At 71.2% G+C, this 11,757-nt stretch carries 9 protein-coding genes; 4 read left to right on the top strand and 5 right to left on the bottom strand.

Annotation, left to right across the window (positions count from 1 at the left end; all coding sequences use genetic code 11):
• Window positions 1-89: 89 nt before the first annotated feature.
• Entirely contained in the window at window positions 90-1,658 is a 1,569-nt protein-coding gene (locus G448_RS0104240; RefSeq protein ID WP_156910924.1) for an acyl-CoA carboxylase subunit beta, read from the bottom strand.
• A gap of 93 nt (window positions 1,659-1,751) precedes the next feature.
• Window positions 1,752-3,650, bottom strand: coding sequence for an ATP-binding protein (locus G448_RS0104235; RefSeq protein ID WP_026406980.1), 1,899 nt, complete (start codon window positions 3,648-3,650; stop codon window positions 1,752-1,754).
• A 522-nt stretch (window positions 3,651-4,172) separates the two neighbouring features.
• Between G448_RS0104235 and G448_RS15030 the strand changes: the two genes are divergently transcribed.
• Window positions 4,173-5,366 (top strand): ABC transporter substrate-binding protein, encoded by a 1,194-nt coding sequence (locus tag G448_RS15030; RefSeq protein ID WP_084436319.1) that lies wholly within the window; start codon window positions 4,173-4,175, stop codon window positions 5,364-5,366.
• 108 nt (window positions 5,367-5,474) lie between these two features.
• Here the strand turns inward: G448_RS15030 and rpe are convergent, their stop codons facing one another.
• The 3 genes from rpe to fmt all read right to left on the bottom strand — a co-directional run bounded on the left by rpe (window position 5,475) and on the right by fmt (window position 8,645).
• A complete protein-coding gene (gene rpe, locus G448_RS0104225; RefSeq protein WP_026406979.1) occupies window positions 5,475-6,140 on the bottom strand; it encodes a ribulose-phosphate 3-epimerase in 666 nt (221 codons plus the stop codon).
• A 46-nt stretch (window positions 6,141-6,186) separates the two neighbouring features.
• Window positions 6,187-7,569, bottom strand: coding sequence for an RsmB/NOP family class I SAM-dependent RNA methyltransferase (locus G448_RS0104220; RefSeq protein ID WP_026406978.1), 1,383 nt, complete (start codon window positions 7,567-7,569; stop codon window positions 6,187-6,189).
• Window positions 7,570-7,697: 128 nt separating this feature from the next.
• Window positions 7,698-8,645 (bottom strand): methionyl-tRNA formyltransferase, encoded by a 948-nt coding sequence (gene fmt, locus G448_RS0104215; protein ID WP_026406977.1) that lies wholly within the window; start codon window positions 8,643-8,645, stop codon window positions 7,698-7,700.
• Window positions 8,646-9,184: 539 nt separating this feature from the next.
• On the opposite strand from fmt, the gene G448_RS0104210 reads away from it, so the two are divergent.
• From G448_RS0104210 to G448_RS15020, 3 genes are all read left to right on the top strand, one after another.
• The gene (locus G448_RS0104210) at window positions 9,185-10,414 is read left to right on the top strand and encodes an arginine deiminase (protein WP_026406976.1); all 1,230 of its coding nucleotides are present in this window, start codon (window positions 9,185-9,187) and stop codon (window positions 10,412-10,414) included.
• A gap of 77 nt (window positions 10,415-10,491) precedes the next feature.
• Window positions 10,492-11,571, top strand: a complete 1,080-nt coding sequence (gene argF / locus G448_RS15025) for an ornithine carbamoyltransferase (protein WP_084436318.1) — start codon at window positions 10,492-10,494, stop codon at window positions 11,569-11,571.
• Window positions 11,568-11,757, top strand: a 190-nt coding sequence (locus tag G448_RS15020) for an amino acid kinase family protein (protein ID WP_026408564.1), incomplete at its 3' end; no start/stop codon positions are given. The genes argF and G448_RS15020, both read left to right, overlap by 4 nt.

Below are 11,757 nucleotides of genomic sequence, written 5' to 3'. Positions count from 1 at the left end.
GTCTTCGGTCGGTGGAGTCGGCTGATCGGCGGGCGCGGCGGCGACTGGAGCGGTGGCCGGCGAGGCGGAGCGTTCGGTCATGCGATGCCTCACAGGGGGACGTTGTCGTGCTTCTTGGTGGGTGTGTGGCGCGAGTCGCGCTTGTCCGCCAGGGCGGCCAGGGAGTCGACGATGACGGTGCGGGTGTCCTCCGGGGCTATCACCGCGTCGATCTCCCCGATGGCCACGGCCTTGTCGGGATTGATGACCGCCTCGGTGTACTCCCCGATGAGACGTTCCCGCTCGGCCTCCGCGGCCTGGTCACCGTGCTCGTCGCGCACGGCCTTCAGGTCGCGACGGTGGATGATCCCCACCGCTCCGGCGGCGCCCAGAACGGCGATCTCGGCGCCCGGCCAGCAGAAGTTGAGATCGGCCCCGATGGCCTTGGACCCCATGACGATGTAGGCGCCGCCGTAGGCCTTGCGCAGGATGACGGTCACCAGCGGGACTGTGGCGGTGGCGTAGGCGTTGATGACCTTGGCCCCGCGGCGGATGATACCGGCGTGCTCCTGCTGCGCCCCCGGCCGGTAGCCGGGCACATCGACGAAGGTGACCACCGGCAGTCCGAAGGCGTCGCAGAAGCGCACGAAGCGGGCCAGCTTCTCCGAGGCGTCCACATCCAGCGTGCCCGCGTCGTGAAGCGGCTGGTTCGCCACGATGCCCACCGGCGTGCCCTCGAAGCAGGCGAAGCCGATGACGACGTTGGGGGCGAAGACCTCCTGGACCTGGACGAGCTCGCCGTGGTCGACCAGGGCGGCGACCACATCGGCGACGTCGTAGGCCTGACGGGAGGAGGCCGGGACCAGCGCACCGACATCGGCGGCGGTCACGGCATCGGTGGTGCGAGCGGTCGTGTCGTAGTCGTAGCGCGGGGCGTCCTGGTCCGCCGAGGAGGGCAGGTAGGCCAGGATGGTGCGAACCTGCTCCAGGGCGTCCCCCTCGTCCTCGGCGACGTAGTGCACGACGCCCGAGACCCTGCCGTGGATGCGGGCGCCGCCGAGCTCCTCGGCGCTGATGCTCTCCCCCGTGACGGCGCGCACGACATCGGGGCCGGTGACGAACATGTGGGAGGCCTCGCGGGTGGCGATGACGAAGTCCGTCAACGCGGGGCTGTAGACCGCGCCACCGGCGCAGGGGCCGAGGATGACGCTGATCTGGGGCACCAGCCCGGAGGCGGCGCAGGTGCGGTTGAAGATGCGCCCGTACTGGCGCAGCGCCCCCACGCCCTCCTGGATCTTGGCGCCGCCGGAGTCGATCAGGCCGATCACGGGGATGCGCAGGCGCAGGGCGTCGTCGAGCAGCCGGACGATCTTGTCGCCCTCGATGGTGCCCAGCGCCCCGCCCGAGACGGAGAAGTCCTGGGAGTAGACGGCCACCTGGCGCCCGTCGATCTGCCCGAACCCGGTGACGACGCCCGAGGGCCGGGCCCCGGCTCCGGCGCCGGAGCCGGTGTAGCGACCGATCTCGAGGAAGGTATCGGCGTCCAGCAGCGCGTCGATGCGCTCGCGCGCGGTCTGCTTGCCCTTGGCGTGCTGGCGGGCGACGGCGCGGTCCTCGGCCTCGGTGTCCACTCGTGCGATGTGCTCGCGGAAGGCCGTCGTGGCCGCGGAGTCCGCGATGGTGCGGGTCCGCGAGTCGTCCTCGGACGCGGTGCCGGCGGGGGGCTCGCCGGGAGCGGACGCGGTGGTCCCGGAGAAGGTGTCGGTCACGGCTCAGGCCTCCTGCTGGGTCGGGTGCTGGATCGGGGAAGCGGGTGCATCGACGGGCTCGGCCGCCCGCTCGGAGACGCTTCTCATGCGCACGAGGACCTCGCCCGCGGTGACGGTGCGTCCGGCGCTGACGGGGATCTCCGCGACCGTTGCGTCAGCGGGGGCGTGGACGTAGTTCTCCATCTTCATCGACTCCAGGACGACGAGCAGCTCGCCGGCGCGGACCCGCTGGCCCGGTTCGACGCAGATGCGGGTGACGATCGCCTGCATGGGCGCGGGGATGACGGAGGGGTCGGCGGCGGTCGATTCGGCGGCCCCGTGCGCTCCGGGGCGGGCGCTCGGGCGCCCGCGGAGCGGCTGCTGCGTCCGGCGCCGGCTCGGCGCACCCGGATACCCCACGCCGAGGCGGGGCCCGTGCCCGCCCAGGATGCCGTCGGGGATCGTGAGCTGCATGCGCCGGCCGTTGAGCTCGATGACGTAGGAGGAGCGCGTGCGCCGGTTCTCCGGAACCGGGTCGCCCCCCGCCCGCTCGGTCCGTTCGGACGCGGGGTCGGCGAGTCCGGGCAGGACGTCGGTCTCGAGCCAGCGCGTGGTCACGCCGAGCAGCCCATCAGCGGTGGGAACGGTCAGCTCGGGGCGGCTCAGGACGTGCTCGTGCAGGGCGGTGCACACGGTGACGCCCTCGACGATCGTCTCTCCCAGGGCTCGCCGCGCGCGACGGATGGCCTGGTCGCGAGTGGCGCCGGTGACCACGATCTTGGCGAGCATGGGGTCGAACATGGGGGTGACGACGTCGCCCTCGACGACGCCGGACTCGATGCGGATGCCGGGCCCGGCGGGCCAGCGCAGGCGGGTGATGGCACCGGTGGACGGGGCCAGGCCGCGAGCCGGGTCCTCGCAGGTAATGCGCAGCTCGACGGAGTGACCGCGCGGCTCGGGGATCGGACCCAGACGACCACCGGCGGCGATGCGCAGCTGGAGCTCGACCAGGTCGACGCCGGTGACCTCCTCCGAGACGCAGTGCTCGACCTGGAGACGGGGGTTCACCTCCAGGAACCACAGGTCCCCGCCCGGGGTCAGCAGGAACTCGCAGGTCGCGACCCCGACGTAATCGACGGTCTCGAGCAGACGCCGGGAGGCCTCGACGAGCCGATCGTGAACGCCCTCGGGCAGGTAGGGGGCGGGGGCCTCTTCGAGAAGCTTCTGGTTGCGGCGCTGCAGACTGCAATCCCGGGTGGACACGACGGCGAACGCGCCGTGCCCGTCGCGGGCGCACTGGGTCTCCACGTGCCGTGCGGCAGTGACGAACTTCTCGAGAATCAGCGTGCCGCCGCCGGCAGCGGCGGCCTCGAAGGCCGGCGTGGCGCGGACGTCCTCGTCCGATCTCAGCACGGTGATGCCCCGGCCCCCGCCGCCGTCGGTCCGTTTGAGGGCCACGGGGTAGCCGTGGGCGTCCGCGAATGAGATGACGGTCTCGGCATCGGCGACCGACTCGGTGATCCCGGGGACGGGATCGACTCCGGCGCGCTCGGCGGTGGCTCGAGCGCTCATCTTGTCTCCCAGCGCCCGCATGGCCGACGGCGAGGGGCCCACCCAGACGATGCCGGCATCCGCGACCGCCTGGGCGAAGGCGTCGTTCTCGGACAGGAAGCCGTATCCGGGGTGCACGGCGTCGGCACCGGTTGCCCGGGCCATGGCCAGAACGGCCTCGGCGTCGGTGTACGAGGAGCCCTCGGGCAGCGCGCGGGCCTCGTCGGCGAGCTCGGCGGCCGGGCTCAGAAGATCCTCGGGGGTGTAGGGGAGGATGGACGCGCCCCCCAGATCCCGGACGGTGCGCACCACGCGCAGGGCGATCTCACCGCGGTTGGCGATGAGGATGCGGTCGAGTGTCCGGCTGGTCACCAAAAATGCTCCTCGCGTCGGGCGGCCGTTCGCGCGAGCCGCGGACCCGGGTGGGGCAGCGGATATCGCACTGAGACCACGCGCTCATGTGTCGTGGGCGGGGGAGGCATTCCCCCACTGGGGTGGATCGCCTGTTCCTACAAGAGGATCGGCGTGAACGATCCACTGAGCCACGGTATGACGCCGAACCACCATCGCAGCATTGTGAAGATCTCACAAAGACGTGCGATTACGTTGGAGCAAGGGGCGCCGGCGTCGGGAAGTGTTGTCATCACGCGCCCCGTATGCCAGGGACGAGACGAAGCCCATTGGGTCCCCAGGAATCCGCGGGGAGGCCCGCATCGCGTCACCGGGCTCATCGCGCCCGTCACGACGGACCCATCGCTCCAGGGACCCGGGGCCTCGCCCCGACGGGGCCGGGGAGGCCGGAGACATGCCGACGTGCTGCATACTGGTTCATGGGACCGCTCGCGGGAACGACGGTCGCCGTCCCGTCGACCGCCCGGGTCCTAAGGAGTGATCATGCCCGCACCGTCCATGGCATCCACGGCAACGAGGATGAGAGGGCCGCTCGCCCCGATGACGAGGGCCGTGCTGGTACGAATACTGGTACGGATACTGGCTCCGGTACTGGCCCTGATGCCGGCCCTGGCGGGGTGCGCCCGCACCGCGACCGTCGATGGGCCCGCCGCCGATGCGAGCGCGTCCCCGGCCCGGACCACCGCCTTCACCGACTCCGCCGGCCGCCGGGTGGAACTCCCCGACCAGATCACCCGAATCGCCTCCGCCAATCCGTCGGCCGACGCCATGCTCTACGCCATGGCTCCCGATGAGCTCGTCGGCTGGTCCTCCGCGCCAGACGATGCCGCCTCGGCGTACATCGATCAGAGGTATGTCGACCTGCCGGAGTACGGGAGGCTCGACGGGGGCTCCGGCGACTTCAGCAGGGAGGCGCTCCTCGCCTCCGGCGCTCAGGTGGTGGTGGACGTCGGGCAGTGGGACGAGGAGCGCGCCTCGCAGCTCGACGCCCTCCAGGAGGAGCTCGGCATCCCCGTCATCGTCATCGACGGCTCACTGAGTGCCTCCGGCGATGCCTTCCGCCTTCTCGGTCGTGCGCTGGGCAAGACGGACCTGGGCGATCAGATGGGCGCCTATGCCGACACCATCCTCGATGACGTCCGGGCCAAGGCGGCCGCCATCCCTCAGGACCGGAGGCCGCACGTCTACTACGGCGAGGGCGAGGACGGCCTCTCGACGACGACTGCGGGCTCCGTCCACTCCCAGGTCTTCGAGATGGCGGGTGCCGCGCTCGTCGCGGACGACGCCGCCGTCCGGGCGCAGAGGGACGGCGGCACGGTCTCGCTGGAGCAGATTCGCGCCTGGAATCCGGACGCCATCGTCCTCGCCCCCGATTCGATCGGCTCGACGATCGAGCACGACGCCTCGTGGACCGCGCTCGACGCGGTGACGAACGGCCGCTGCTACACGGCGCCCGGCGAGCCCTACAGCTGGATCGACCGTCCACCGGGGCCCAACCGCCTCCTCGGCGTTCAGTGGCTCGGCTCCATCCTCCACCCGGAGACATTCGACTACGACATGGTGGCCAGGACCGAGGAGTTCTACTCCCTGTTCTACCACCACGACCTCACCGACAAGGAGGCCAGGGCGCTTCTGAACCAGCAGAAACCAACGCCGTCCCCGTCCCCTCGCGGATGAGGCCGGCGGGCGCCACCCGCATCGCGGGAGCCGTCCGAGCGACGAACGGGAGGCGGGGAGGAGGATGGGGAGAAGCGGGGGGCGACGCGGCCGAGCAGTCGGCAGCCGTCAGCGGGAATGCGCCGCTGCGAGGGCGCGCAGCTCGGTGACGGCGGCCAGGGCGTCGTCGGCCCGGTACACGGCGGAGCCGGCGACGAAGACGTCGGCTCCGGCCTCGGCGGCCCGCTCGATCGTCTGCGCTGTGACGCCGCCGTCGACCTGGATGCGCAACTCCAGGCCCGCCGCGCTCACCAGGCGCCGGGCCCGGGTGATCTTGGGCAGCATGGCCTCGATGAAGGACTGCCCGCCGAAGCCGGGCTCGACGGTCATGAGCAGCAGGAGATCGATCTCCCCCAGAAGGTGCTCGATCATCGACAGGGGCGTGGTCGGACGCAACGCGATGCCGGCGCCCGCCCCGAGACGATGCAGCTCCTCGACGAGGCGGAAGGGCGCCGTCGTCGCCTCGATGTGGGCGGTCACCACTGCGCACCCCGCCTCGGCGTACCGGGGCGCCCAGCGGTCGGCCTGCTCGATCATGAGATGGGCGTCCACGGGCAGGTCCGTGTTCGCCACGACGGTCTGCACGAGGGAGGGCCCGCCGAAGTGGTTGGGCACGAAGTGATTGTCCATGACATCGACGTGCAGCCCGTCCGCGCCGGCGACGCGCACGAGCTCGTCGGCCAGGTGCGCCTGGTCGGCATTGAGGATGGAGGGGTGGATGGCGGGGCCGGTCATGGCTGTCTCCTCGGAGCGGATAATACGTTGACGATGTCGCGAAGACTCAGATCGTTCGCCGCAGCAGCGCGCAGAACATGGCATCGGTTCCCTCCAGGTGCGGCCACAGCTGGAGCATCTCCCGGTCGGCGCCGGCGAGTGGGCGCGGAGCGATGCCGCCGGCGATATCGCCGGCGCGGAGGACCTCGACCCGAACGCCATCCCCGCGAAGCTTCTTGACCGCGTCGCGCACGGCGTACTCGGTCTCCAGGACGTGGGGCGAGCAGGTCGCGTACGCCACCACGCCTCCGGGTCGCACCGCCGTCAGCGCACCGGCGAGCAGCTCGCGCTGCAGGGAGGCGAGCTCGGCGACGTCCCTGGGGCTGCGCCGCCACCGGGCCTCGGGGCGACGACGCAAGGATCCGAGGCCCGAACAGGGGGCGTCCACGAGGACCCGGTCGTAACGGCCCGGCTCGCTCCGGCCGAGGAGCCGGCCGTCGCCGCAGCGGACCTCGACCGCATCCGGGGGCAGGGCCCGCACGGACGCCTCGACCAGTCGTGCACGATGCGGGGCGACCTCGTTGGCCACCAGCCGGGCGCCGCACTGAGCCGCACGGGCGCCGAGCAGCGCGGCCTTGCCGCCCGGCCCCGCGCACAGGTCGAGCCAGCGCTCGTCCCGTCCCTCCAGGGGGGCATCGGCGAGCATGAGGGCGACCAGCTGGCTGGCCTCGTCCTCGACGCCCGCCCGCGAGTCGCGCACGGCGCGGATCCGACCGGGGTCCCCCCCGGCCAGAACAACGGCGCAGGGACTCACGTCGCCGGGGCGCGGCTCCTGATGGGCGACGGCCCGCGCCTCCTCGGCGAGGCGCTCGGGGGCGACGAGCCCCGGGCGGGCGCACAGCACCACCTCCGGCTCGGTGTTGTCGGCCCGCAGCAGCGCCTCCAGCTCCTCCTCCGACCGGCCACTCGCGAGCAGTGCCTGGCGCATGGCCTTGACCATCCATCTCGGGTGGGACTCGACAGCGGCCAGCGCCGACGCCGCGTCCGGCGCCTCGGCCCGTAGCACGGCCAGCCAGGCATCGAGGTCGCGCTCGGACACGCGGCGCAGGACGGCGTTGACGAAGGTCGCCGCACCGCGTCCGGCGGAATGCACCGCCAGATCCACGGTGGCCGAGACCGCGGCGTGGCTCGGTACGCGCATGCCGAGCAGCTGATGGGCTCCCAGCCTGAGGAGGTCGAGCACGACGCCGTCCACCCGGGACAGGGGCCGGTCCACGCAGTGCGCGACGATCGCATCGTAGCGGCCCCGGAGTCGCAGGGCTCCGTACGTCAGGGCCGTGGCGAAACCCGCGTCCCGCCGTGAAAGGCCCGCCTCCTCCAGGAGTCCGGGCAGCACCAGGTTGGCATAGGCGTCATCGTCGCGGACCTTGGTGAGGACCTGAAGACTGATGAGCCGAGCGTCACCGTGATGGTCACCGCGCCGCTCGCCCCGCCCGTCACCGCGCCGATCATCCCGATGACGGGAGAAACGGCGGTCGTGATGACCAGCGCCCCCGCGATATCCCGGGCGCCCCGCCATCAGAGCCCCTCCCCCTGCTCGCCGAGGACGGCGTCCGCCGGCGGGCGGGCGCCGCGCGCCCAGGCATCGGCCATCATCCACTTCCTCCCGGCGGGGGCCACCTCCCCCAGTCGCACGGCGCAGCTGCCGGTGCCGGCGAGCACCTCGTGCCTGGCGACCCGGATCCACCCGGGCGGGAGGTCGTCGACCTCGGGGACGAGCTCGACCGGTCCGAGTCGTAGGCGGACTCCCTCGTAGAGGGTGCGGGCGCCCGGGGCGGGTGTCACCCCGCGCACGCGGCGCTCGATGAGGGGGGCGGGATCGGTCCATCGGATCTCGCCGTCCGCAGGCGCGAGCGCAGGGGCGAGAGTGACGCCCTCATCCCCCTGCGGCTCAGGAGTCGCGGCACCGCGGGCCAGGGAGCGCAGGACGTCGAGGACCAGAGGCGCTCCGGCGTCGGCGAGGCGCGTCAGGAGGTCCCCCGCGGTATCGGTCGGGCGAATCGTCTCGGTCAGCCGTGCGTAGATCGGACCGGTGTCCAGGCCCTCCTCGAGGCGGAAGACGCAGGCACCGGTGACGGCGTCCCCGGCCATGAGGGCGTGCTGAACGGGAGCGGCGCCGCGCCAGGCCGGCAGGAGCGAGAAATGGAGGTTGAGCCAGCCGTGCTCGGGCGCGTCCAGGAGCGCGGGCGGGACGAGGCGCCCATAGGCGACGACGACGGCGACGTCGGCCTTCAGGGAGCGCACCCACGCCCCGGTGCCCTCATCCCGAAGGCCGGCGGGGGTGCGCACGTCGACAGCGGCCCGGCGGGCGAGGGCCGCCACCGGCGAGGGGCGGAGGACGCGTCCGCGACCCCTGCGGGAATCGGCACGGGTGAGAACGCCGACGACCTCGTGCTCGGAGTCGTTCATGAGGGACTGAAGGGTCGGCAGGGCAGCCTCGGGGGTGCCGGCGAAAAGGACGCGCATGAGCGCCAGTCTAGGGGCACGGGCTCCCGGTCCCGCGGCGGCGGGGACTCGCCCCGGTCGGAGCGGCGCGCAGGTTCTCGGCGCCGGATGGGACGGCGCCCGGCATCGCGCCTCCTGGGACGAGCGCGCACCCCGAGATGGAGACGCCGTCGCCCCGCGCTCGCGCGCCGACCTGTGGTGCGCACGTACCAGTTCATCTTGCGGGCACGCCCACCGCGGGCCCCTCCATCAAGCCCCCGGTCGTCGGATCTCACAATCCGGCAGCATCGCCCTCGTTGCGGACCGCCTCTCCCTAAGCCTCCATAAATAGTTGCATCTGAGGTGAAAATACGGTCGCACCCGTCGTCTCGCGCTTGCATGAGGACTGAGGTTCGCGACAAAGATGAGCCGAATCGCAGGAGCCGCTTCCCCGCCCCGACCTGGAGTAGTACGCTTGTACCACTCAAGCGCGGATGTGATCCGCAGCACTGCATTCGTCATCAGCATTCCACACGATTCCACGCGATTCCACGGCACAGAGACGTGCCAGAGAGGGAGTCATGGCACTGTCCGTCGATTCCGAGATCGGGGTGCTCCGGCAGGTCATCCTGCACCGTCCCGGAGCCGAGATGCTCCGGCTCACGCCCCAGAACAAGGACGACCTCCTGTTCGACGACGTTCTTTGGCTGGAGCGCGCCCAGGAGGAGCATGACCATTTCGCGAAGATCCTCACCGACAGGGGCGTCGAGGTCCTCTACTTCGCGGATCTCCTCGCCGAGGCCCTGAAGAGCCCCGAGGCTCGCGCCCTCGCTCTGGATCACGCCTTCACCGAGAACAGCCACGGCCCGGGTATCGTCGGCCAGCTTCACGAGATGGCCGAGGCGATGCCGGCGGCGGAGCTCGCCGAGCTCCTCATCGCGGGGATCACCAAGGGAGAGCTCATCGAGCGAGTCTCCCCGCGCGACTCCCTGGTCCTGTCCTCCATGGAGGACGAGGACCTTCTCCTCGGCCCGCTGCCCAACCATCTCTTCACCCGCGACACCTCGTGCTGGATCTACGGCGGAGTCTCCATCAACTCCATGCGCATGGAGGCCAGGCGCCGCGAGACGCTGAACTACCAGCTCGTCTACACCTGGCACCCGATGTTCGCCGAGCAGGACTTCCCGTTCTGGTGCGAAGGACTGGCGGCCGGCACGGCCACCGTTGAGGGCGGCGACGTCGAGGTCATCGGCAACGGCTCCGTCCTGGTCGGAGTCTCGGAGAGGACCTCGCCCCAGGGTCTCGAGCGCCTCGCCTCCAGACTGTTCGCCAGCGGCCGGGTCGAGCGGGTGATCGCCGTGGAGATCGGCAAGGCCCGTGCGCAGATGCACCTGGATACCGTGATGACCATGGTCGACCGCGCCACCTTCACCGTGTACGCCAACCTGGGACTGCGCCCGACCCTCGTGCTGACCCCGGGTGACGAGCCCGGCTCCATCGTCGTGGAGCGGAGGGCCCCCGAGGAGATGTACCGCACGATCGCCCGGGGCATGGGGGTGGACGAGATCACCGTTCTCACCGCGCCGCAGGACTCCCGCTCCGCCGCGCGCGAGCAGTGGGACGACGGCAGCAACACCCTCGCCATCGCCCCCGGGGTCGTCGTGACCTACGAGCGCAATGTCAGCACCAACCGCTTTCTGGCCGACAACGGCATCGAGGTCCTCACGGTGCCCGGCTCGGAACTGGGTCGCGGTCGGGGCGGCCCGCACTGCATGACGTGTCCTGTTGATCGTGATGCGGTTGTCTACTGAGTGGTCGTCGTTCGTCGTCGCTCGTTGTTGGTTTTGTCGTCTGTTCGTCTGTTTCACTGGTTTTCGAGGAGTTCTTCATGTGCGTGTCGTTGTTGGGTCGTAGTTTCCTGCGGGAGCTGGACTTCAGTGCCCGGGAGTGGGAGTCCCTGCTGGATCTGGCGGCGCGGTTGAAAGCCGACAAGAAAGCGGGCCGCGAGGTGCAGTGCCTGCAGGGACGCAATATCGCGCTGATCTTCGAGAAGACCTCCACGCGCACGCGCTGCTCCTTCGAGGTCGCCGCCTACGACCAGGGAGCCCGGGTGACCTACCTGGACCCCGCCGGCTCCCAGCTGGGCCACAAGGAGTCGGTGGCCGACACCGCCCGGGTGCTGGGCCGCTTCTACGACGGCATCGAGTTCCGCGGCAAGGAGCAGGAGCACGTCCGGGCCCTGGCCGACCTGTCGGGCGTGCCGGTGTGGAACGGCCTGACCGACCAGTGGCACCCCACCCAGATGCTCGCCGACCAGCTGACCATGATCGAGCACGCCGGCCGCCCCCTGAACGAGATCTCCTTGGCCTACCTGGGCGACGCCCGCAACAACGTGGCCAACTCCCTGCTCATCGCCGGCGCCCTGATGGGCATGGACGTGCGCATGGTGGGGCCGGCCGAGCTGCAGACGCCTCCCGAGGTCGTCGCCCAGGCCCACACGCTGGCCAAGACCAGCGGAGCCCGCATCACCATCACCGACGACCCCGCCACCGGCGTGCGCGGAGCCGACTTCCTGTACACCGACGTGTGGGTCTCCATGGGCGAGCCCAAGGAGGCCTGGGACTCCCGCATCGCCCTGCTGCGCCCCTACCAGGTCAACGCCTCCCTGGTGAAGGCCACCGCCAACCCCGACGTGAAGTTCCTCCACTGCCTGCCCGCCTTCCACGACCGGGCCACCACCGTGGGCCAGGACATCTACGACAAGACCGGCATGAACGGCCTGGAGGTCACCGACGACGTCTTCGAGACCAGCACCAACGCCGCCTTCGACCAGGCCGAGAACCGCATGCACACCATCAAGGCCGTCATGGTCGCCACCCTGGCCGATCCCCCCTACCCCACCACCACCGGCACCAGCGCCGGCACCACCGGCGCCGACCGGGAGAACCGCGAGGAGGACGCCCGATGAGAATCGTGGCAGCCCTGGGCGGCAACGCCCTGCTGCGCCGCGGCGACAAGCCCGACGCCGACACCCAGATCCGCAACGTCCAGACCGCCGCCGCCCAGCTGGCCGCACTGGCCGCCGACCACGAGCTGGTCATCACCCACGGCAACGGCCCCCAGGTCGGCGTCCTGGCCCTGCAGTCCGCCAACG

Origin of the sequence: Actinomyces gerencseriae DSM 6844 (assembly GCF_000429265.1) — a bacterium.
GTDB lineage: Bacteria > Actinomycetota > Actinomycetes > Actinomycetales > Actinomycetaceae > Actinomyces > Actinomyces gerencseriae.
Note: the sequence above shows the minus strand (reverse complement) of the source record. Positions and strands in the feature narration are given on the sequence as shown.

What these genes read in the sequence shown, in the direction of transcription:
- G448_RS15030 (WP_084436319.1), top strand. Translation starts at nt 4,173, where the DNA reads ATGCCCGCACCGTCCATGGCATCCACGGCAACGAGGATGAGAGGGCCG.
- rpe (WP_026406979.1), bottom strand. Translation starts at nt 6,140, where the DNA reads ATGACCGGCCCCGCCATCCACCCCTCCATCCTCAATGCCGACCAGGCG.
- fmt (WP_026406977.1), bottom strand. Translation starts at nt 8,645, where the DNA reads ATGCGCGTCCTTTTCGCCGGCACCCCCGAGGCTGCCCTGCCGACCCTT.
- G448_RS0104210 (WP_026406976.1), top strand. Translation starts at nt 9,185, where the DNA reads ATGGCACTGTCCGTCGATTCCGAGATCGGGGTGCTCCGGCAGGTCATC.
- argF (WP_084436318.1), top strand. Translation starts at nt 10,492, where the DNA reads ATGTGCGTGTCGTTGTTGGGTCGTAGTTTCCTGCGGGAGCTGGACTTC.